18 protein-coding genes are annotated in these 22,931 nt (G+C 60.5%); all 18 read right to left on the bottom strand.

Going from position 1 to position 22,931, the window contains the following annotated elements; translation table 11 throughout:
* Positions 1 to 95 precede the first annotated feature (95 nt).
* The gene (dnaE, locus tag DUT91_RS20735) at positions 96 to 3,599 is read right to left on the bottom strand and encodes a DNA polymerase III subunit alpha (protein ID WP_425373825.1); all 3,504 of its coding nucleotides are present in this window, start codon (positions 3,597 to 3,599) and stop codon (positions 96 to 98) included.
* A gap of 644 nt (positions 3,600 to 4,243) precedes the next feature.
* A complete protein-coding gene (locus tag DUT91_RS20725) occupies positions 4,244 to 4,939 on the bottom strand; it encodes an ABC transporter ATP-binding protein (protein WP_114442425.1) in 696 nt (231 codons plus the stop codon).
* Positions 4,939 to 6,237, bottom strand: coding sequence for a lipoprotein-releasing ABC transporter permease subunit (locus tag DUT91_RS20720; protein ID WP_114442390.1), 1,299 nt, complete (start codon positions 6,235 to 6,237; stop codon positions 4,939 to 4,941). The genes DUT91_RS20725 and DUT91_RS20720 overlap by 1 nt, the downstream gene beginning before the upstream one ends.
* On the bottom strand, positions 6,234 to 7,562 hold the full coding sequence (gene proS / locus DUT91_RS20715) for a proline--tRNA ligase (RefSeq protein ID WP_114442389.1): 1,329 nt from the start codon (positions 7,560 to 7,562) through the stop codon (positions 6,234 to 6,236). The genes DUT91_RS20720 and proS overlap by 4 nt, the downstream gene beginning before the upstream one ends.
* Positions 7,563 to 7,888: 326 nt before the next feature.
* Positions 7,889 to 8,146 (bottom strand): hypothetical protein, encoded by a 258-nt coding sequence (locus DUT91_RS25585; protein ID WP_147272227.1) that lies wholly within the window; start codon positions 8,144 to 8,146, stop codon positions 7,889 to 7,891.
* A gap of 31 nt (positions 8,147 to 8,177) precedes the next feature.
* Positions 8,178 to 8,447, bottom strand: coding sequence for a DUF1467 family protein (locus DUT91_RS20710; RefSeq protein ID WP_114442388.1), 270 nt, complete (start codon positions 8,445 to 8,447; stop codon positions 8,178 to 8,180).
* Positions 8,448 to 8,449: 2 nt separating this feature from the next.
* Entirely contained in the window at positions 8,450 to 8,854 is a 405-nt protein-coding gene (mce, locus tag DUT91_RS20705; protein ID WP_114442387.1) for a methylmalonyl-CoA epimerase, read from the bottom strand.
* A gap of 7 nt (positions 8,855 to 8,861) precedes the next feature.
* Positions 8,862 to 10,535, bottom strand: coding sequence for a ribonuclease J (locus DUT91_RS20700; protein ID WP_114442386.1), 1,674 nt, complete (start codon positions 10,533 to 10,535; stop codon positions 8,862 to 8,864).
* A 350-nt stretch (positions 10,536 to 10,885) separates the two neighbouring features.
* Positions 10,886 to 11,686, bottom strand: a complete 801-nt coding sequence (locus DUT91_RS20695; protein WP_114442385.1) for a biotin--[acetyl-CoA-carboxylase] ligase — start codon at positions 11,684 to 11,686, stop codon at positions 10,886 to 10,888.
* 19 nt (positions 11,687 to 11,705) lie between these two features.
* Positions 11,706 to 13,142: an NADH-quinone oxidoreductase subunit NuoN gene (nuoN, locus tag DUT91_RS20690; RefSeq protein ID WP_114442384.1), complete on the bottom strand. Its 1,437-nt coding sequence runs from the start codon at positions 13,140 to 13,142 to the stop codon at positions 11,706 to 11,708.
* Positions 13,143 to 13,218: 76 nt separating this feature from the next.
* Entirely contained in the window at positions 13,219 to 14,727 is a 1,509-nt protein-coding gene (locus DUT91_RS20685; protein ID WP_114442383.1) for an NADH-quinone oxidoreductase subunit M, read from the bottom strand.
* Positions 14,727 to 16,718 (bottom strand): NADH-quinone oxidoreductase subunit L, encoded by a 1,992-nt coding sequence (nuoL, locus tag DUT91_RS20680; protein ID WP_114442382.1) that lies wholly within the window; start codon positions 16,716 to 16,718, stop codon positions 14,727 to 14,729. The genes DUT91_RS20685 and nuoL overlap by 1 nt, the downstream gene beginning before the upstream one ends.
* A gap of 7 nt (positions 16,719 to 16,725) precedes the next feature.
* The gene (nuoK, locus tag DUT91_RS20675; protein ID WP_068881842.1) at positions 16,726 to 17,034 is read right to left on the bottom strand and encodes an NADH-quinone oxidoreductase subunit NuoK; all 309 of its coding nucleotides are present in this window, start codon (positions 17,032 to 17,034) and stop codon (positions 16,726 to 16,728) included.
* A 13-nt stretch (positions 17,035 to 17,047) separates the two neighbouring features.
* Positions 17,048 to 17,668 (bottom strand): NADH-quinone oxidoreductase subunit J, encoded by a 621-nt coding sequence (locus tag DUT91_RS20670; protein WP_114442381.1) that lies wholly within the window; start codon positions 17,666 to 17,668, stop codon positions 17,048 to 17,050.
* A 208-nt stretch (positions 17,669 to 17,876) separates the two neighbouring features.
* Positions 17,877 to 18,368: an NADH-quinone oxidoreductase subunit NuoI gene (gene nuoI / locus DUT91_RS20665; protein WP_114442380.1), complete on the bottom strand. Its 492-nt coding sequence runs from the start codon at positions 18,366 to 18,368 to the stop codon at positions 17,877 to 17,879.
* An 11-nt stretch (positions 18,369 to 18,379) separates the two neighbouring features.
* Positions 18,380 to 19,423: an NADH-quinone oxidoreductase subunit NuoH gene (gene nuoH, locus DUT91_RS20660; RefSeq protein WP_114442379.1), complete on the bottom strand. Its 1,044-nt coding sequence runs from the start codon at positions 19,421 to 19,423 to the stop codon at positions 18,380 to 18,382.
* A 22-nt stretch (positions 19,424 to 19,445) separates the two neighbouring features.
* A complete protein-coding gene (gene nuoG, locus DUT91_RS20655; protein WP_114442378.1) occupies positions 19,446 to 21,527 on the bottom strand; it encodes an NADH-quinone oxidoreductase subunit NuoG in 2,082 nt (693 codons plus the stop codon).
* An 83-nt stretch (positions 21,528 to 21,610) separates the two neighbouring features.
* Complete coding sequence (nuoF, locus tag DUT91_RS20650; protein WP_114442377.1) at positions 21,611 to 22,918, bottom strand: NADH-quinone oxidoreductase subunit NuoF; 1,308 nt, start codon at positions 22,916 to 22,918, stop codon at positions 21,611 to 21,613.
* Positions 22,919 to 22,931 lie beyond the last annotated feature (13 nt).

The following is a 22,931-nucleotide window of genomic DNA, read 5'->3' as shown; positions in this document are numbered from 1 at the left end:
CCAGGTTTGCTGTTCTGGAATTCCGGACGGTGACCCGTTGTTTGCATGTCAAGTAACGGATGCGGATTCCAGGGACGGAACGATTTCAACCTTCCCTAAAGCAACTCGACATCCACAACGCCCTTGATCGCCTTCATGGCGCTGGCGATCTGGGGGCTGACGCGGTAGCGGTCGGGAAGTTCGATCTCCACCTCGCGAAGGCCGTTCTCCTTGATGACGATGAGGCTCACCTGGCCATCTCCGCGCGTCGCCAGATGCGGCACGATCTGCTTCAAGGCCTCGCTCGAGCGCAGATATAGCCGCAGCGCCTTCTGGATGCGACTTGCCTCGTCCTCCAACGACTGGACCGTCTGGATACGCAGGCTGATGCCCTCGGGCCGGTCTTCCGCCGCAACCGTGATCACCACCGATCTGCCCGATTCGAGCAGGTCGCGATATTGCGCGAGCCCTTCGGAAAACAGAATGGCTTCGAATTGTCCTGTCGCATCCGAAAGCTGGACGATGCCCATCTTGTTGCCGGTGCGCGTCTTGCGCTCCTGGCGGCTCGTCACCGTGCCGGCGAGTCGCCCGGCGCTTGCGCCGCGCTTCACGGCGATGGAGAAATCCGCCCAGCTCTGCACGCGCATCTTCTGCAGGACCGAGCGATATTCATCCAGCGGATGGGCCGAGAGATAGAAGCCGACCGCCTGGAATTCGCGATGCAGTTTTTCGGAGGGGAGCCAGGGCGGTGCGGCGGGAAGCTGAAGCTTTTCCTTTGGTCCGCCACCCAGGCCGAAAATATCCGCCTGGCCGCTGACGGCGTCTTCCTGCGTGCGCTGTGCGTGGCCCATGATCCGGTCGAGGCCGGCGATCATCGACGCCCTGTCGCGCTTGAAGCAATCGAGCGCGCCGGCATTGATCAGGCTTTCGAAAACGCGGCGGTTGACGATGCGCGGGTCGATGCGCTCGCAGAAATCCTCAAGACTCTCATATGGCTTTTCCTGCCGTTTCGCGACGATATGGTCGACGGCGGCCTCGCCCACGCCCTTGATCGCGGCAAGCGAATAGAAAATCCGGTTCTCACCCACTTCGAACGCACGGAACGAGGTCATGACCGAGGGCTGCACGACCTCGATGCCCAGCCGGTTCGCTTCACGACGGAAGTCGTTGAGCTTGTCCGTGTTGGACATGTCGTAGGTCATAGACGCGGCGAGAAATTCGACGGGATGATGCGCCTTGAGATAGGCAGTCTGGTAGGACACAATCGCGTAGGCAGCGGCGTGCGACTTGTTGAAGCCGTAATCGGCGAATTTTGCCAGCAGGTCGAAGATGGTATTCGCCTGCGCCTTGCCGACGCCGCGCTCGATGGCGCCATCGACGAAGCGGAGACGCTGCTTGTCCATCTCCTCGCGAATCTTCTTGCCCATGGCGCGGCGCAACAGATCTGCTTCGCCGAGCGAGTAGCCGGAAAGCTCCTGCGCGATCTGCATCACCTGTTCCTGATAGACGATGACGCCCTGCGTCTCCTTCACCAGATAATCGATCTTGGGATGGATCGAGGCGATTTCCTCCTCGCCATGCTTGCGCGCATTATAGATCGGAATGTTCTCCATCGGCCCCGGGCGATAGAGCGCCACCAGCGCGATGACATCCTCGATACAGTCCGGCTTCATGCCGATCAGCGCCTTGCGCATGCCGGAACTTTCCACCTGGAACACGCCGACCGTCTCGCCGCGCGACAGCATTTCGTAGGTGGGCTCATCATCAAGCGGCAGGTTGGAGAGATCGATCGCGATGTTCTTGCGGGCGACAAGCTTCACCGCCGTCTGCAATACGGTCAGTGTCTTCAAGCCGAGAAAGTCGAACTTGACCAGCCCCGCCTGCTCCACCCATTTCATGTTGTACTGGGTGACCGGCATGTCCGAACGCGGATCGCGGTACATCGGCACCAGTTCCGACAAAGGCCGGTCGCCGATGACGATACCCGCTGCGTGGGTCGAGGCATGACGGTAGAGACCTTCGAGCTTCAGCCCGATATCGAGGAGGCGGCCCACGACGGGTTCCTTCTCGCGCTCCTCGGCAATCTTCGGCTCGCTCTCGATCGCCTGTCCCAGCGTGACCGGATTGGCCGGGTTCTGCGGCACGAGCTTGCAGAGCCGGTCCACCTGACCATAGGGCATTTCGAGCACACGGCCGACGTCGCGCAGCACGGCGCGCGCCTGGAGCGTACCGAAGGTAATGATTTGCGCCACTTGGTCACGGCCGTACTTAGCCTGGACATAGCGGATGACCTCGTCGCGCCGGTCCTGGCAGAAATCGATGTCGAAATCGGGCATCGATACGCGGTCAGGATTGAGGAAGCGCTCGAACAGCAGCGAAAAACGCAAGGGGTCTACGTCTGTGATGGTGAGCGCGTAGGCCACAAGCGAGCCCGCGCCCGAGCCGCGGCCCGGCCCCACGGGAATGCCCTGTGCCTTCGCCCATTTGATGAAGTCGGAAACGATCAGGAAGTAGCCGGGAAACCCCATCCGCTGGATGATCGATATCTCGTATTCCAGGCGCTCGATATATTGCTCGCGCGTATACCCGTCCGCCATGCCGAGCGTCGCGATACGCTGGTCGAGCCCCTCGCGCGCCTGCCGCGCCAGTTCGTCGGCTTCAGCCTGCAGCGCAGCCTCCGGGTTTCCCGCATCGCCGGTAAAGCGCGGCAGGATGGGCTTGCGGGTTTCCGGATACCAGCAACAACGCCGCGCGATTTCGACCGTATTCTCCAGCGCCTCTGGCAGATCGGCGAAGAGCGCCGCCATCTCGGCCTGGCTCTTCAGATAATGGTCCGGCGTCAGGCGGCGGCGCTCGTCGGAGGAAAGCAATTGTCCGTCGGCGATGGCGAGCAGCGCGTCATGGGCCTCGTAATCGGCGCTTTTGAGGAAGAAGGCCTCGTTGGTCGCAACCAGCGGTAGCGCCCTCGCATAAGCGAGTTCGATCATGCGCGCCTCGATCAGGCGGTCATAGCCGGCGGGGCGCTGCAATTCGACATAGAGACGGTCGCCAAACAGGAACTGGAGATGCTGGAGGCGCTGCTGCGCACGATCCGGCCGCTCGGCGGCAAGTGCCCGGCCAATAGGCCCGAGCGCGCCGCCGGTCAGAGCGATGATGCCTTCCGAATGTCCGTCGAGCCAGCCGGCATCGATATGCACGGGATCGCCTGCCGGCGTTTCGAGATAGGCACGGCTCACCAGCCGCACCAGATTGGTATAGCCTTCCTCGGTAGCGGCGATCAGTACAATGGGCGCAAGGCCCAGCGCATCGCGCCTGCTGGCGCTGCGGCTGTCATCGCCACTATCGCCGAAGCTTAAATCGAGCTGGCAGCCGACGATCGGCTGTACGCCGTCCTTGACCGCCTTCTGGGCGAATTCCAGCGCCCCGAACAGATTGTTGGTGTCGGTGATCGCGATGGCCGGCGCATTGTCGCCGACCGCATGGCCGATGATCTTGCCGATCTGCAACGCGCCTTCCAGCAGGGAATAGGCGGAATGGACCCTGAGATGGATGAAACGCGGATCGGCTTTTGCCGATGCCGTCTTCAGATCACCCCTGCTCGCTTGTGTACCGTCCGCCACTTTTCATTCCCTGACTTGCGCACAGGCGACTCTCGGCCGCCTTCGCGTCAGTCTTAGGGATCGTGCGCGGCATGTCCAGACAAAGCCGCGTGTGATTGTCGGCGGTCAACAGGTCTGCCGGCCGGAAAGCCTCAGATCGCGCTCACCCAGATGGCGAAGGTCGCGATGAACAGGCTGACGGAAACGAAGGACAAGACATCGTGGACAAGATCGGTCATGACAAAAACTCCTCTTTGTTCTCATATGTTTAGTTTTTGTTCCATTTTTGTTCTAATGTCAACCAAGTTTTCCCCGTTGTTTTTTGCTTATGGTTTGCAGAGGGTTAATGGGGATCGGGACGATTGTGGTTGGTTTGACGTTCCGGAATGGATCATCGGATCAAGTCCGATGATGACGGGTTTTTATGCTGCTGCAATATGGCTGCGCCCGGCTCGTTTGGTACGAGCATGACGACATTCGCGACGCCATCAGGCGCAGCGGACATTGAAGCGCTGGAACCGGCAGTGGAAAATAGACCTCATCGAGAGCCTCAACCCAGACTGCGCAGAGCTTTATCGCGGGATCGGATGGTAGAAAATTTTGCGCCGTTTCGCCGGTTTGCCGTTCCGAATCCCCGCCTCGGGATCGACAAGCAAACCGACAGCTCAGACGTCCACTACCTTGCCGTCCTTCAATGTCACGCGGCGGTCCATGCGGGCGGCCAGGTCGTGGTTGTGGGTGGCGATCAGCGCGGAGAGGCCTGACTGGCGCACCAGCGCTTCCAGCGCCTCAAATACGTAGGAGGCCGTCTGCGGATCGAGATTGCCGGTCGGCTCATCCGCGAGGAGCACCAGGGGCGCGTTGGCGACGGCGCGAGCGATCGCGACGCGCTGCTGCTCGCCGCCGGAAAGTTCCGACGGGCGGTGCGTGGCGCGGGGGCCGACCTTCATGTAGTCGAGAAGTTGCTGCGCCCGCTCGGCAGCAGCGGCCGATGTGAGCCCGCGCAGCATCTGGGGGATCATCACATTCTCGAGTGCTGTGAATTCCGGAAGAAGGTGGTGGAATTGATAGACGAAGCCGACATCGTTGCGGCGGATGGCGGTGCGCTCGTCGTCGGAAAGCGCGCTGCAGTCGCGGCCGTCGAGAAGGACATCGCCGCTGTCAGGACGCTCCAGCAGTCCTGCGGTGTGCAGGAGCGTCGACTTGCCGGCGCCTGACGGCGCCACGAGCGCGACCATCTCGCCTCGCCCGAGGGAAAAATCGGCGTCCTTCAGGATCACCAGCGCGCGTCCGGCTTCGTGATAGGCGCGACCGACATTGGTCAGTTTCAAAATGGGATCAAGCGCCGGCTTCTTTGCCATCATTCATACCTCAGGGCTTCGACCGGATCGAGCCGGGCCGCCCGCCATGCCGGAAAGAGCGTCGCAAGGAAGGACAGCGCCAGCGCCATCACGATGACCGAGATCGTCTCGCCCGGATTCATCTGGGCCGGCAATTGGCTCAGGAAATAGAGTTCCGGATTGAAAAGCGTGGTGCCCGAAAGCCAGGAAAAGAACTCACGAATGCGCTCGACATTGAGGCACACCACGACCCCGAGGACGACACCTGCCAACGTCCCGGCAGTGCCGATCGCGGCGCCTGTCATCAGGAAGATGCGCAGGATGGCGTTGCGTGTCGCGCCCATGGTGCGCAAGATGGCGATGTCCCTGCCCTTATCCTTGACCAGCATGATCAAGCCGGAAATGATGTTGAGGGCGGCAACCAGCACGATCAGCGTCAGGATCATGAACATCACGTTGCGCTCCACCTCGAGAGCGGAGAAGAAGGTCTTGTTCTGCTGGCGCCAATCGGTCAGCAGAAGCTGACGACCGGCAACGTCTTCGATCGGCTTGCGCAGCGCATCGACATTATCGGGATTATCGGCAAAAACCTCGATCATCTGCACCTTACCCTCCTGATTGAAGAAGAGCTGCGCCTGCGAGAGCGGCATGAGAACGATCGTGGCATCATATTCCGACATGCCTATTTCGAAGATCGCCACGACTTTATAGGATTTGACCCGGGGATTGACGCCGAAGGGCGTTACGTCTCCCTCCGGCGATATGACGGTCACGCTGTCACCGATGGAAACACCGAGCGCTTCCGCCATGCGGGTGCCGATGGCGACACCGCCGCTATCGTCAAAGCCGGCGAACGTGCCCTGCTTCACATTGTCGGAGACAAGCTTCAGCTTGGCGATATCCTCGCCACGCAGGCCACGTACCGCAGCGCCGCTTCCGGCACCGATATTGCCCTGGACCAGCGCCTGCCCCTGGACAAGCGGAATGGCGAAGGAAACGCCCGGGATGGCATCAATGCGCTTGATGAGATCGGCATAATCGTCGAACGGCCGATCCATTGGCTGCATGATAAGATGGCCGTTGATGCCGAGGATGCGGGTGAGCAATTCCGTGCGGAAACCGTTCATCACCGCCATGACGATGATCAGCGTTGCGACGCCGAGCATGATGCCGGTGAAGGAGAAGCCGGCGATGACGGAAATAAAGGCTTCACGGCGGCGTGCGCGCAGGTATCGCCACGCGATCATCCGCTCCAAGGCGCAGAAGGGCTTGGAGCCCTCCCGTCCGCCCTGATTGGCCACAGCCGCCGTCTTGCTCATGTGTGATCCACCAGCCGGTTGATGGCTGCCTCAATGGAAAGCGTTTCGCGGGTGCCCGTCGCCCGGTCCTTTATCTCGACCTCGCCCGCCGCTACCCCGCGCGGTCCGACGATGATTTGAACCGGCAGGCCGATCAGGTCCATCGTCGCGAATTTCGACCCAGCTCGCTCATCGGTGTCATCGAGAAGCGGGTCGAGCCCGGCATTCGTCAACGTCGCGTAAAGCTTCTCCGACACGCTGTCGCAGCCTGCATCGCCGGACTTCATGTTGACGATACCGGCATCGAACGGCGCGATCGACTTCGGCCAGATGATGCCGTTCTCGTCATGCGAAGCTTCGATGGTCGCAGCGACAAGACGTGACGGGCCAATGCCGTAGGACCCCATGGAAACCAGATGTTCCTTGCCGTCGGGGCCTGTCACCTTGGCGCCCATCGGTTCTGAATATTTGGTCCCGAAATGGAAGATGTGTCCAACCTCTATACCGCGGGCGGCAAGACGGTCGCCCTTGCCGATCTTGTCCCAGGCGGCCTCGTCGTGCATTTCATCGGTGGCCGCATAAGGCTTGGTCCAACGGTCGACAACGCCGGAGATTTCCGCGTCATTGCGGAAATCCGTATCCGCGCCGGGAACGGCCAGATCGAGATAGGCGCGGTCGCAGAACACCTGGCTTTCGCCGGTGTCGGCCAGGATGATGAACTCATGGCTGAGGTCGCCGCCGATCGGGCCGGTATCGGCGCGCATGGGGATCGCCTGCAGGCCGATACGCGAGAAGGTGCGCAGATACGCGACGAACATCCGGTTATAGGCAGCCTTCGCGCCCTCATAATCCAGGTCGAAGGAATAGGCGTCCTTCATCAGGAACTCGCGCGAGCGCATGACGCCGAAGCGCGGGCGAACCTCGTCGCGGAACTTCCACTGAATGTGATAGAGGCTGAGCGGCAAATCCTTGTAGGAACGCACGTAGGAACGGAAAATGTCGGTGATCATTTCCTCGTTGGTCGGTCCGAACAGCATGTCGCGGTCCTGGCGATCCTTGATGCGCAGCATTTCCTTGCCGTAATCATCGTAACGACCGCTCTCGCGCCAGAGATCGGCGGGCTGGATCGTCGGCATCAGCAATTCGATGCCGCCTGCCCGGTTCTGCTCTTCCCGGATGATCGTGTTGACCTTGTTGAGAACCTTCAGGCCGAGCGGCAGCCATGAGTAAATGCCGGCCGTCTGCTGGCGGATCATACCGGACCTTAGCATAAGCCGGTGCGAGACGATCTCCGCCTCTTTGGGATTTTCCTTGAGGATAGGCAAGAAGTAACGCGAAAGACGCATGGGACCACCGAAGAAAAGACCTGAGTGCTTGCAGAATCAGGCGAAAACATGAGCAAAGCCACGGGTTTCTTAGCGGCTTCTCATGCGGTTGGAAACCCGTGAGAAAACCGGTTCTGCAAATGTCAGCCGGCAAACCCTTGGGGACAGGCAAGACGTCGTGCAACCGGATTCATCACAATGTCAAAATTCGAAAGAATTTGCGTGACATTCCATGAGCACTCCGCTATTTTTTTCATCATAAAGAGAAAGCGGGTATAAAACTGCTTTCCTACGCGGTCAAAGTCTTGGGAGGATGCGATCTCGGCGCGATAATCCGCAGCCGCCGACTATACGGATATGAGATCGGACGCGTATTCAACTGCAAGGCGCAAGCCTTGCTTTTTTTTTGCAAAATCAGTCATTAATCGGGATTTGTTCAGGCGTAAGCGAGCAGCTTGCGGCAGCAACAGCATTTCGAATTCGCATTTTACGGTGCGTTTTGAACCAAACCGCGCCGCAAGTGAAAAATCTGCGACAAAGTCTTTAAACCAAGAGCGGATTTTTGGACAATTCGCGTAGCATTTCAACGCGATGGGCCATTCCACCACACGATGCCGGACGGCATGGCGCGTTTCTTTACTTCAGGTCGGGAAAGAAATGCGGAATATCGTCAAGGCCGAAGCCAACGATTTGCGTGATGTAGTAGTAGGCCGCGAAAATGATCGTTGCCACGATGGTGGTGCGAAAGAACGCCAGCCATATACGCGGGCGAGCCGGCGCGCTTGCGGTCGTGCCGAGCGTGATGTCGTTTTCCTCGGCCTGCGTGCGCACGCCAACCGGCAGAAGCGCGAAAAGCATCGTCCACCAGATAATGAAATAAATTGCCAAGGCCGAACCAATACCCATGATCACACCTGTTCCAGTTCAATGAGCGTACCGTTGAAGTCCTTGGGATGCAGGAACAGCACCGGTTTTCCATGCGCACCGATCTTCGGCTCGCCATCGCCCAGAATGCGGGCGCCCTGCTCTGTCAAATGGTCCCGCGCAGCGATGATGTCTTCCACCTCATAGCAAAGATGGTGCATGCCGCCAGCCGGATAGTTAGCCAAAAAACCCAAGATGGGTGAGTCCTCTCCCAAAGGTTCAAGAAACTCGATCTTGGTATTGCCGACATCGACGAAGGCAACCGTGACGCCGTGCTCGGGCAGCGCCTGCGGATCGCTCGGCTCCACGCCGAGCGTCGTGCGGTAGAGCGCCACCGCCGCAGCCAGATCGGGCACGGCGATCGCGACATGATTGAGACGGCCGAGCATGGTCTCTCTACACCTTTGCCAGGAATACCGTGACGACGGGCTTCTTGCCCCAGGCCTCGTTTGCGGCAGCACGCACGGCGCGGCGCACCGCTTCGCGCAGGACTTCCAGATCCCTGCGGCGGGCACGCGGAATGTTCTCGATCGCAGCCACGGCAGCATCGAACAGGATATCCTCCATCAGATCGCCGGTTGCGTCAGCTTCCGGCAGACCGATCTGCACCAGATCAGGATCGCCAACGATATTGTAGCTGCCATCGACTAGCACCGACACGGCGACATGGCCGACAAAGGAAAGCTTACGGCGGTCGGCTATCCCCATTTCCTCTTCGTCGCCGATGAGCTTGCCGTCCTTGAAAACACGGCCAAACGGCGCTTCGTCGATAATTTCCGCCAATCCCGGCGCGAGGCGCAGCATGTCGCCATTGCGCACCTGCGCCACTTCGGGGATACCCGCCATCGCGCCGAGAGACCCTTGCGCCACCAGATGCGCCGCCTCGCCATGCACGGGGACGAGTATTTGCGGCCTGACCCAGGAATACATGCGTTTCAGTTCGTTGCGACGGGGATGGCCGGAGACGTGGACCAGGGCGTCGCTGTCGGTGATGATCTTGATGCCCTGTTCGATCAGGAGATTCCGCGTCTCGATAATCGCCTTTTCATTGCCCGGTATGGTGCGGGACGAATAGATCACCGTATCGCCCGGCGCGAGCGCCACGTTGCGCATCTCGTCGCGGGCGAGCTTGGCCAGCGCCGCGCGGGATTCACCCTGGCTCCCCGTCAGGATGATCACGACATTCTCGCGCGGGATGAAGCCGTAATCCTCCTCGGTGAGGAACTCCGGCAGCCCGTCCATATAACCGAGTTCCGACGCCACCTCGATGGCGCGTTTCAGCGAGCGGCCAAGGACCAATACCTGACGGCCCGCGTCACGCGCGGCTTCGGAGATGGAGCGTATGCGCCCGACATTGGAGGCAAAGGTGGTGATGGCGACGCGGCCGCGTGCATTCTCAATGAGTTCGCGCAGGCTTTCGCCGACCTGCCGCTCGGAAGGCGAATCCCCGTCCCGCATGGCATTGGTGGAATCGCAGATCAGCGCCAGAACACCCTTGTCGCCCAGTTCACGAAAACGGTCCTCGTCGAGCAGAGGCCCGAGCGAAGGCTCCGGATCGCTCTTCCAGTCGCCGGTGTGGATCACCGTGCCGAGGGGCGTGGTGATCGCCAGAGACACGGGCTCCGGAATGGAATGGGTAACCGCTATCGCCTCGATCTCAAACGATCCTACGGAGAAAGTGTCTCCGGCGCGATAGATCGTAACCGGTATTTCCGGCGCGTTATGCTCGCCCCGGCGCTTCGCCTCGAGAAGCCCGGCCGCGAAGGGCGATGCATAGACCGGCACCTTGAGGCGCGGCCACAGATCAAGCAGCGCGCCATAATGGTCTTCATGGGCATGGGTGATGATGATGCCCTTGAGATTGCGGCGCTCGGCTTCCAGGAATCGGATGTCGGGCAAGACCAGATCGACGCCCGGCAATTCCGGCCCGGCAAAGCTGACGCCCATATCGACCACGATCCATTCGCGATTGTCTGCCGGCCCGTAGCCATACAGCGCCAGATTCATGCCGATTTCGCCGACGCCGCCAAGCGGCAGGAAGACGAATTCCGCGGATTTGGAATGAGGCATTCAGGTTCCTCGCAATATGTTCATAAGTTTGCATTCCGGAGCAGCCCCGATTTCATCGCGGAACCGCTCCAGCTCGTGTCATATGCAAACCCGGGAAAAGCAATCCTATGCTTTCTCCCTGATCTGCTCTCCGTTCATCTCTATGCAAGTCCGGGGGGAAAACCGGCTTCCACCTTGCCTGACTTGCTTTCTACTCATCTCTACGCAAGCCCAACAAAAAAGCACTTTCTGCTTTTCCCAGAAAAAGCGGCTCCCGCTTTTTCTCGACTTGCTCCGTTGCTCAAACGCTTATCACCGGGTTAGCGGGCCGCGCCACCCTTTCTTTGCACGGAAATGGCAATAGACCCGGGTTATACAGCCTTCGCGGACGCCACAGCGCCAAAATGCACGTCGCCGGCGGTGATACGGACCCGCGCGCCATCCTCATCGCGGATGACGAATTGGCAGTCTTCATCAATGGTCTCGAATATGCCGCTGATGACGCGGCCTCCCATGCGCACCGCTACTTCGCCGCCCAGTCCGGCTGCTCGCTCAAGCCATCGCGCGCGGATAGCCTCGAGCCCACGGCCCTCATTCCACAGGGCGCAGTTTTCCCGCCAACTGTCGGAAAGGGCGAGAAACAATGTTTCGGCGTCGCAAGCGCTGCCAAGCGCCTGCAAGGACGTTGCCGGATAAGGCAGATCTTCCGGATGGGAAACCACGTTCACGCCGATGCCTATGGCAATGCCGAAACGCCCATCAGGCAGAAGCGCCGATTCCAGCAGGATGCCGGAGAGCTTTGCGCCATCGACCAGCACATCGTTCGGCCATTTGAGCCCGATCCGAGCAGAGCCAAGCGAGGGGGTCTGCGCGAAAACGGCGTCGAGCGCGTCGGCAAGCGACAGCCCCGCCACGAAGCCGAGCGTTGCAGCCGTCTTCAATTCGTAGGATTCGACGAGAAGCAGCGTTGCGGCCAGATTGCCGGCAGGCGTTGCCCAGGCGCGGCCCCGCCGCCCGCGGCCGCTTTCCTGGCGCTTCGAGACGACCCAGAGTTTTCCCGGGTCGCCTGCATGCGCGCGCTCTAGCGCGACCGCATTGGTGGAACCGACACTATCGAAGGCTTCCAGGCGATAGGAGCTCAAGCCGGCCAGCGGAGAGAGCGAAAACGCCATGGCTCAGATACCTGCCATATCAGAAGAACGATTTCGCCGCAGCCTCGGCAATCGCGCCGATCGGCCCGCCGATGAGAACATAGAACAGGACGAACGCGCCGGAAACGCCGAGCACCAGCCGCAATTCGCCCGCCACCGGAACGAAACCGCCGGCCGGCTCGTCGAACCACATCAGCTTGATCAGGCGAAGATAATAGAACGCGCCGACGACGGAGGCGACGATGCCGATAACGGCGAGCGGATAAAGCCCGGCCTCGACGGCGGCGAGGAAGACATACCATTTCGCCCAGAAGCCCGCGAGCGGCGGAATGCCGGCCAGCGAGAACAGGAAGATGGTCATGATCGTCGCCATCACCGGATTGGTCTGTGACAGGCCCGCCAGATCGTCGATCTGCTCGACATTGCCATCCTTGCTGCGCATGGCGAGAATGAAGGCAAAGGTTCCGAGCGTCATCACGAGATAGATGAGCATATAGATCGCGACGCCACGCACGCCAGCCGCCGTTCCGGCAGCGAGGCCGACAAGCGCATAGCCCATATGGCTGATCGAGGAATAGGCCATCAGGCGCTTGATGTTACGCTGACCGATGGCCGCGAAAGCGCCAAGCAGCATGGAGGCGATCGAAATGAAGATGACCACCTGCTGCCAATCCTTGGTCACCGGCTCGAACGCTCCGATCACCACACGCACGAGAAGCGCCATCGCCGCCATTTTCGGCGCGGCGGCGAAGAACGCCGTCACCGGCGTCGGCGCGCCCTCATAAACGTCAGGCGTCCACATATGGAAGGGCACGGCGGAAATCTTGAAAGCCAATCCGGCCAACAGGAAGACCAGGCCAAAGACGAGGCCGAGCTGGCGCTCGCCGCCCGAAATCGAAGCAGCGATCTGTTCGAAACCGATATGACCGGTATAGCCGTAGATCAGCGAAATGCCGTAGAGCAGCATGCCTGACGACAGCGCGCCCAGGACGAAATATTTGAGGCCCGCTTCCGTCGAGCGAACATTATCGCGATTGATCGCCGCCAACACGTAGAGCGAGAGCGACTGCAGCTCAAGGCCGAGATAGAGCGTCAGCATGTTGTTGGCCGAGACCATCAGCAGCATGCCAAGCGTGGCAAGCAGGATCAGCACCGGAAATTCGAACCGGTCGAATTTCTCCGCCTTGGCAAAACCGACCGACATCACGAGCGTGACGATCGAGCCAATCAGCGTCAGCCCTTTCATGAAGCGCCCGAAACCATCATTGATGAACGCGTCGCCAAATGCCTTGCCGTTGGCAGGAAAGATGATCACGAGCGCCAGCGCGCCGATCAGCACGGCGACGGCCAGGCCATTCACCAGCGTGCTCGCCCGCTCGCCGGAGAACACGCCCACCATCAGGAGCACCAGTGCTCCCAAGGCCAGGAACAGCTCCGGAGCCATAAGCGTCAGTTGAGCAATCAGATCGGTCTGCATCGGCCTTCGCCTCTATTGTTTTAACCGCATGATCCTGTCCAAAAAGTCTGTAACTTTTCGGGATCTTGCACTTGATTTAATGCGCCAGCGCAAGGCTGGCGGCTGCGGCCAGCGATGCGTTGTATTGATTGACGAGCGCGCCCACGGCAGCCGCGGTCACGTGGAAGACCGGAGCCGGATAGACGCCGAAGAAAATGGTGAGCACCACGAGCGGGTAAAGGATCACCTTCTCGCGCGGGGAAAGATCCAGGAGCGCCTTCAGGCTTTCCTTGTCGAGCGCACCGAAGATGACCCGGCGATAGAGCCAGAGCGCATAGGCCGCCGACAGGATTACGCCTGTGGCCGCGAAGAACGCCACCCAGCTATTGACCTGGAACACGCCGAAAAGCGTCAGGAACTCGCCGATGAAGCCGGATGTGCCGGGCAGGCCGACATTGGCCATCGTGAAGATCAGGAAGGCGACGGCGTATTTCGGCATGTTGTTGACAAGGCCGCCATAGGCAGCGATGTCGCGCGTGTGCATGCGGTCATAGATGACCCCAACGCAGAGGAAGAGAGCGCCCGAAACGATGCCGTGCGACAGCATCTGGAAAATCGCGCCCTGTACGCCCTGCTCATTGGCGGCGAAGATGCCCATTGTCACAAAGCCCATATGGGCGACGGAGGAATAGGCGATGAGCTTCTTGATATCCGTCTGCACCAGCGCCACGAGCGAGGTGTAGATGATCGCGACAGCCGACAGCGCGAAGACGAGCGGCGCCAGTTCGGCGGAGGCCAAGGGAAACATCGGCAGCGAGAAGCGCAGGAAGCCATAGCCGCCAAGCTTCAGGAGAACGCCTGCCAGGATAACCGAGCCTGCCGTGGGCGCCTCGACGTGGGCGTCGGGAAGCCATGTGTGGACTGGCCACATCGGCATCTTCACCGCGAAGGAGGCGAAGAAGGCGAGCCACAGCCAGGTCTGCATGGACGCGGGGAAATTATACTTCAGCAGTTCCGTGATATCGGTCGTTCCGGCCTGCCAGGACATCGCCATGATGGCAATGAGCATCAGCACCGAACCGAGCAGCGTATAGAGGAAGAACTTGAAGCTCGCATAGACGCGGCGCTTGCCGCCCCATACGCCGATGATGATGAACATCGGGATGAGTCCCGCCTCGAAAAACACGTAGAAGAGCACGATATCGAGCGCGCAGAACACGCCGATGATCAGCGTTTCCAGGATCAGGAACGCGATCATGTATTCCTTGACGCGGAAATTCACCGACTGCCAGCTTGCCAGAATACAGAACGGCATGAGGAAGGCGGAAAGCACGACGAACAGCATGGAGATGCCGTCGACGCCCATATGGTAGGAGATGCCGGATCCAAGCCAGGCATGCTTCTCGACCATCTGGAAGCCGGCATTCTTGTCGTCGAAGGCCGCCCAGACGAGCAGCGAAAGGATGAACACGAACACGGTGGTCAGAAGCGCGACATTGCGGATGTTGCGGCGCGCGGCATCGCTGTCGTCCTTGATCAGCAGGATCAGGAACGCGCCGACGAGCGGCAGAAACGTGACCGTTGAGAGAATGGGCCAGTCGGTCATCAGAAAGAGCTCCCGAGCATCATCCAAGTGACGAGCGCGGCGACGCCGATAAGCATCGCGAATGCGTAATGATAGAGGTATCCGGTCTGCAGCTTGACGACCCGATTGGTGACATCGACCACGCGGGCGGAAATCCCGTCCGGTCCAAAGCCGTCAATCAGCCAGCCATCGCCGCCCTTCCACAATATGCGGCCGAGCGCCAGGGTGGGTCGAACAAACAGGAAGTTATAAAGCTCGTCGAAATACCATTTATTGAGCAGGAACTGGTAGAGGCCGGGATGGCGGCGCGCCAGTTGCTTCGGCATTTCTGGCGAACGGATATAGAAGATCCAGGCGATGACGAAGCCGACGGCCATGGCGAGGAACGGCGCGATCTTTACCAGGAACGGCACGTGATGGTATTCTTCCAGGATCTCGTTATGCGGCCCTGTAAACAGCGCGCCCTTCCAGAATTCGACATAGTGATGGCCGAAGAAATAATCGTGGAAGAGGAAGCCTGCGATCAGCGCGCCGGCGCCCAGGACGAACAGCGGCACCAGCATGACCGGCGGCGATTCATGCACATGGTGCATGACGTCGGCGGTGGCGCGTGGCTTGCCGTGGAAGGTCATGAAAATCAGACGCCAAGAATAGAAGCTGGTGAACAGCGCGGCGACCGTCAGCATGACGAAGGCGTATCCCGCTGCCGGGCCATGCGAGGCATAGGAGGATTCGATGATCGCATCCTTGGAAAAGAAGCCCGCCGTGCCGATGGACGTGCCGGGAATGCCGAGACCGGTCAGCGCGACCGTGCCGATGATCATCATCCAGTAGGTGGTGGGGATCAGCTTGCGCAGACCGCCCATGCGGCGCATGTCCTGCTCGTCGGAGACGGCATGGATGACCGAGCCGGCTCCCAGGAACAGAAGCGCCTTGAAGAACGCGTGGGTGAATAGGTGGAAGACGCCCGCGCCGTAAGCCCCGACGCCGAGCGCCACGAACATGTAGCCGAGCTGCGAGCAGGTGGAATAGGCGATGACGCGCTTGATGTCGTTCTGCACGAGGCCGACGGTCGCCGCAAAGAAAGCGGTCGTTGCGCCGATGATCGTGACAAATGTCAGCGCCGTTTGCGACAGCTCGAACAGCGGCGACATGCGCGCGACCATGAACACGCCCGCCGTCACCATCGTGGCGGCATGGATGAGCGCGGAAACAGGCGTCGGGCCCTCCATCGCGTCGGGAAGCCAGGTGTGCAGCAGGAACTGCGCCGACTTACCCATCGCCCCCATGAACAGGAGAAGGCAGACGACGGTGATCGCGCCTTGGCGGTCAAGCGAATAGCCGAGGAAATGGAGAACCGCCTGCCCTGCTTCCGCGCTGCCTTCGGCAGGCAGATAATTGGCCGCGGCGGCGAAGATCGTGTCGTAACTGACTGAGTTGAACAGCACGAACACGCCGAAGATACCGAGCAGGAAGCCGAAATCGCCGACGCGGTTCACGATGAAAGCCTTCATCGACGCGGCATTGGCCGAGGGCTTCTTGAACCAGAAGCCGATCAGGAGATAGGAGGCCAGACCGACGCCTTCCCAGCCGAAGAACATCTGCACCAGATTGTCCGACGTCACCAGCATCAGCATCGCGAAGGTGAAAAGCGAGAGATAGGCGAAGAAGCGCGGCCGATGCGGATCATGATGCATGTAGCCGATCGAATAGATATGGACCAGCGCGGAGACGGTGTTGACCACCACCAGCATCACGGCGGTCAGCGTATCGATCCGGAATGCCCAATCGAAGGAGAGCGTACCCGACGTTACCCAGTGCATCACCGGGATGCGCAGCGTTTCACCATGGCCGAGCGCAACCTGGAAAAAGGCAACCCATGAAAGGGCAGCGGCGATCACCAGGAAGCCAGAGGTAATGTACTCGCAAGCCTTGACGCCGAGCTGCTTGCCGAGGAGCCCGGCAGCCAGGAAGCCCGCGAGCGGAAGGAAGACGATTGCGTAATAGAGCATTTGCCCGTCAACCTTTCATGACATTGACGTCTTCCACCGCGATGGAGCCGCGGTTGCGGAAGAAAACAACGAGAATTGCAAGACCAATGGCGGCTTCGGCGGCTGCCACGGTGAGAACGAAAAGCGCGAAGACCTGTCCGACCAGATCGCCCAGCGCCGCCGAGAAGGCCACGAAATTGAGGTTCACGGCGAGAAGGATCAGTTCCACGGACATCAGGATGACGATGACGTTCTTGCGGTTCAAAAAGATGCCGAAGACGCCGAGCGTGAACAGAACGGCCGAAACAGTCAGATAGTGTGCGATACCGATTTCCATCATATGTTTCCCGTCAGATACCCTTGCCCGTTTCGACCTTCTTGATCTCGATCGCCGTTGCCGGCGTGCGCGCGACCTGCGCCGGGACCGACTGGCGCTTGACGCCTTCCTTGTGGCGCAGCGTCAGCACGATCGCGCCGATCATCGCCACCAGAAGGATCAGGCCGGCGATCTGGAAGAAGAAGGCATAGTTCGTATAGAGAATATCGCCGAGTGCGGCTGTGTTGGTGCGGGTTGCCATATCTGGGATCGGCAGCGTTCCCGTTTGCCCAAGTTTCGGCGCAAAAACCGATCCGCCGAGCACGATAACCAGCTCAGCCGCCAGGATAAGGCCGACCAGCGCACCGATCGGCGCATATTGCAACGCGCCGCTCTTCAATTCTGCGAAATCGACATCAAGCATCATGACGACAAAAAGGAACAGCACTGCCACGGCGCCGACATAGACGACGAGAAGGATGAATGCCAGGAACTCGGCGCCCGCCAGCAGGAAAAGAGCTGCGGCGTTGAAGAAGGCAAGGATCAGGAACAGCACCGAATGCACGGGATTGCGCGCCGCAATCACCATGAAGGCGCTCGCAATCATGATAAAGGCGAATAGATAGAAAAACGCCGCCGCTAGACCTGTCAGCATGGGGGTTCCCCGATTTCCTTCCGTAGCAAGGCCTTGCGCCCTGCCCTGTTCCTTTACCCGCGCTTTACATGCGCGGATGTTGTTTCCAACGCTATTCCCGCCTGGCTCTCAAGCCCGGCGGTTCATGACGTCCGTTCGAATTTCATCGTCGCTCGGTTCGGTCAACATGACCTGACTTTGTGACGGTTGTCCGAATTCGCCTTTCCGCTCAGCGGTACGGCGCATCCATGACGATATTGCGCGCAAGCTCGCGCTCCCAGCGATCGCCGTTAGCCAGAAGCTTGTCCTTGTCGTAGTAAAGTTCCTCGCGCGTTTCGGTCGCGAATTCGAAATTCGGCCCCTCGACGATGGCGTCGACCGGGCAGGCTTCCTGGCAGAAGCCGCAATAGATGCACTTCACCATGTCGATGTCATAGCGCACCGTGCGGCGGGTGCCGTCATTGCGGCGCGGGCCAGCCTCGATGGTGATGGCCTGCGCCGGGCAGATCGCCTCGCAAAGCTTGCAGGCGATGCAGCGCTCTTCACCGTTGGGATAGCGGCGCAGCGCGTGCTCGCCCCGGAAGCGCGGGCTGACCGGGCCCTTCTCGAACGGATAATTCAATGTCGCCTTCGGCGAGAAGAACTGGCGCATCGAAAGGAAGAATGCACCGACGAACTCCTGCAGAAGGAGCGATTTGGCGGCTTGAGCAAGGGAAGCCATATTCAATCTCCTTAAGCCAGACCGGTGATCTTCAGGAACGTCGCGGTGGCGACGACCATGAACAGCGAGATCGGCAGGAACACTTTCCAGCCCAGGCGCATCAGCTGGTCATAGCGATAGCGCGGCACGAACGCCTTTACCATGGCGAACATGAAGAAGCAGAAGCACAGCTTGAGCACGAACCAGATAACGCCCGGCACCCAGTTGAGGAACCACACATCGACGGGCGGCAGCCAGCCACCGAGGAAGAGTATGGTGGTCAGCGCGCACATCAGCGTGATGGCGACATATTCGCCGAGGAAGAACAGCAGGAACGGCGTCGAGGAATATTCGATCATGTGACCGGCGACGAGTTCCGATTCCGCCTCGACCAGATCGAAGGGCGGGCGGTTGGTCTCCGCAAGTGCAGAGATGAAGAAGATGACGAACATCGGGAAGAGGCCGAGCCAATGCCAGTCGAGGAACGAGCTTGGCAGGCCCATCATCGTGCCGAGGCCGGTATTCTGCGAAAGCACGATATCCGTCAGATTGAGCGAACCGACGCAAAGCAGCACGGTGACGATGACGAAACCGATGGAGACCTCGTAGGAAACCATCTGCGCTGCTGAGCGCAGGGCACCAAGGAACGGATATTTCGAGTTCGACGCCCAGCCGCCCATGATCACGCCGTAAACCTCAAGCGAGGAGATGGCGAAGATATAGAGGATGCCGACATTGATGTTGGCGATGGCCCAACCCGCATTGACGGGGATTACCGCCCATGTCGCCAGCGCCAGAACGGCGGAGACGAGCGGCGCGAGCAGGAAAACCGCCTTGTTGGCGCCGGACGGGATGATCGGCTCCTTGACCACGAACTTCAAAAGATCGGCGAAAGACTGGAGCAGGCCCCAGGGGCCGACGACATTCGGGCCGCGGCGCAACTGCACGGCCGCCCAGACCTTGCGGTCGGCATAGAGCAGATAGGCCACGATGACGAGCAGCACGACGAGCAGCACGACCGACTTCAACGCGATAATCAGCGCCGGCAAGACGTATGTTGCGAAAAAACCGTCCATTTTCGTTTCTTTCCCTGCCTGCTTACTCGGCCGCCTGCCTGAAGCTGCCCTGGGCCAGCGCGGAACATTCGGCCATGACGGCCGATGCCCGCGCGATCGGGTTTGTCAGATAGAAGTCTTTGATCACGGAAGCAAATGCGCCCTTGCCAGTATTGGCGCTTTTTGCCCCAAGTGCGACAATATCGTCCGCGTTGCCACGCTCGATCGCGTCGATTGCGGCGAGATGCGGATATTCTGCATAAAGCAATGCACGCAGCGCGGCCAGCGAATCGAACGGAAGCCTGTGGCCCAGCACGTCGGAAAGCGCGCGCAGGATAGCCCAATCCTCCTTGGCCTCGCCCGGCGCGAAGCCGGCGCGGCTGGTCATCTGCACCCGGCCCTCGGTATTGACGAACGTGCCCGACTTTTCCGTATAGGCCGCGCCCGGCAGGATAACGTCGGCTGCATGAGCGCCGGCATCGCCATGGGTGCCGATATAGACCGTAAAGGTGTCGCCCTTGGCCGAAAGGTCGATCTCGTCCGCGCCCAGCAGAAACAGCACGTCAAGACCACCAACCATTTCGGCCGCGATCTTGCCTTCCGAGCCGGGCATGAAGCCGATGTCGAGTCCGCCGACGCGGGCGGCAGCCGTGTGGAGAACGGCAAAGCCATTCCACTCGGCGCTTGCAGCACCGACCTTCGATGCGAGTTTCGCGGCCAGCACCAGCGCATCCCTGCCGCCTTCGCCCTGCAATGCACCCTGGCCGATCAGGATCAGCGGATGCTTGGCGTTCTCCAGCACAGAATAAAACTCGCCCTTGCCGCCGGTCAGGTCGCGCAGCGTGTCCATGCCCGCACCGAGATAGGCGTAATCATAGCGCAGATCCGCTTCCTCGCCGATGAGAGCGATCGGGAAATGGCCCTGACGCTGGCGCTTGCGGATGCGGGCATTGAGCACCGATGCCTCGAAGCGCGGGTTGGAGCCGATGATCAGCAGCGCATCGGCATCTTCAATGCCTTCGATGGTCGGGTTGAAAATATAGGACGCGCGGCCAAGCGAGGGATCGAGCGCGACCCCGTCCTGACGGCAGTCGATATTCTTCGAGCCAAGCGAGGCGAGAAGGCCCTTGAGCGCATACATCTCCTCAACGCTGGCGAGATCGCCCGCGATTGCGCCGATCCTGTCGCCCGAGGTCGCGGTAACAGCCTGCCTGATCGCGGCGAATGCCTCGTTCCAGCTTGCAGCCTGCAGCCGACCGTTGCGGCGGACATAAGGGCGATCGAGGCGTTGCGTGCGCAGCCCGTCCCAGATGAAGCGGGTCTTGTCGGAAATCCATTCCTCGTTCACCGCCTCGTTGACGCGGGGCAGGATGCGCATCACCTCGCGGCCACGCGTATCGACGCGGATGGCCGAGCCGACCGCGTCCATCACATCGATGGATTCTGTCTTCGACAGTTCCCACGGGCGAGCCTGGAAGGCATAGGGCTTGGAAGTCAAAGCGCCGACCGGGCACAGATCGATGACGTTGCCCTGGAGTTCGGAGGTCATGGCGCGTTCGAGATAGGTAGTGATCTCGGCGTCCTCGCCACGGCCGATGAGGCCGAGCTCGGAAATGCCCGCCACCTCGGTGGTGAAGCGGACGCAGCGCGTGCAATGGATGCAGCGCGTCATGATCGTCTTGACCAGCGGGCCGATATATTTGTTCTCGACGGCGCGCTTGTTCTCGCGATAACGCGAATTTTCAGCGCCGAAGGCCATGGCCTGATCCTGCAGATCGCATTCGCCGCCCTGATCGCAGATCGGGCAATCCAGCGGATGGTTGATCAGCAGGAACTCCATCACGCCTTCGCGGGCCTTCTTGACCATCGGCGTGTTGGTGAAGATTTCCGGCGTCTCGCCGTTCGGACCCGGGCGCAGGTCGCGCACGCCCATGGCGCAGGAGGCCGCCGGCTTCGGCGGTCCGCCCTTCACCTCGACCAGACACATGCGGCAATTGCCGGCAATGGAAAGGCGCTCGTGGAAGCAGAAGCGCGGCACTTCCGCGCCCGCATCCTCGGCCGCCTGCAACAGCGTATAGTGATCGGGAACCTCGATCTCTCTGCCGTCAACCTTGATTTTTGCCATCATTTGCCCCCATTGAGGCGCGCCGCCTCGTAGGCTTGAAAGAGATCGCTAACTGCGATGCCGTTGATGATCATCATCGCCCCCTACTCCGCCGCTTCCAGCGCGATATTGCGGCTGTTCACGGCGTTGCGGCTATAGTCGTCGATCCGCTTTTCGATTTCCGGACGGAAATTGCGGATGAGCCCCTGGATCGGCCAGGCAGCCGCATCGCCGAGCGCGCAGATCGTGTGGCCTTCCACCTGCTTGGTGACGTCGAGCAGCATGTCGATCTCGCGGCGCTGCGCGTTGCCGGTGACCATGCGCTCCATGACCCGCCACATCCAGCCGGTGCCTTCGCGGCAGGGCGTGCATTGGCCGCAGCTCTCATGCTTGAAGAACTGCGACAGGCGGGCGATCGCCTTGATGATATCGGTGGATTTGTCCATCACGATGACGGCGGCGGTGCCGAAGGAGGATTTGACCTCGCGCAGACCGTCGAAATCCATCGGGCAATCGATGATGTCCTCGGCCTTCACCACCGGGCAGGACGCGCCGCCGGGAATGACCGCCAGGAGATTATCCCAGCCGCCACGGATGCCGCCCGCATGCTGCTCGATCAGTTCGCGGAAGGTGATGCCCATCACCTCCTCGACCGTGCAGGGCGTGTTCACATGACCGGAGATCATATAGAGCTTGGTGCCGACATTGTTTGGCCGGCCGAGCGACGAGAACCATGCGGCACCGCGGCGCAGGATGGTCGGCGCGACGGCGATGGATTCGACGTTGTTGACCGTCGTCGGGCATCCATAAAGGCCGACATTGGCCGGGAATGGCGGCTTGAGGCGGGGTTGGCCCTTCTTGCCTTCAAGGCTTTCGAGAAGAGCGGTCTCCTCGCCGCAGATATAAGCGCCGGCGCCATGGTGGAGATAGATATCCATGTCCCAGCCGCATTTGTTGTCCTTACCCAGCAGGCGGGCTTCATAGCAGTCGTCGATCGCCCGCTGCAGCGCCTCGCGCTCGCGGATATATTCACCGCGGATATAGATATAGGTCACATGCGCGCCCATGGCGCAGCCCGCGATGACGCAGCCCTCGAGCAGCGTGTGCGGATCGTGACGCATGATGTCACGGTCCTTGCAGGTGCCGGGCTCGGATTCGTCGGCATTGACCACGAGATAATGCGGGCGGCCGTCGCTTTCCTTCGGCATGAAGGACCATTTCAGGCCGGTCGGGAAGCCCGCGCCGCCGCGTCCGCGCAGGCCCGACGCCTTCATCTCATTGATGATCCAGTCACGGCCCTTGTCGATCAGGCCACGGGTGTTGTCCCACCGGCCGAGCGCCATCGCGCTTTTCAGCGACTCGCCGTGCTGGCCATAGATATTGGTGAAGATGCGATCCTTATCAGCCAGCATGTCTCACCTATTG

The sequence above is a fragment of the Paramesorhizobium salinisoli genome (assembly GCF_003335045.1).
Lineage (GTDB): Bacteria > Pseudomonadota > Alphaproteobacteria > Rhizobiales > Rhizobiaceae > Paramesorhizobium > Paramesorhizobium salinisoli.
Note: the sequence above shows the minus strand (reverse complement) of the source record. Positions and strands in the feature narration are given on the sequence as shown.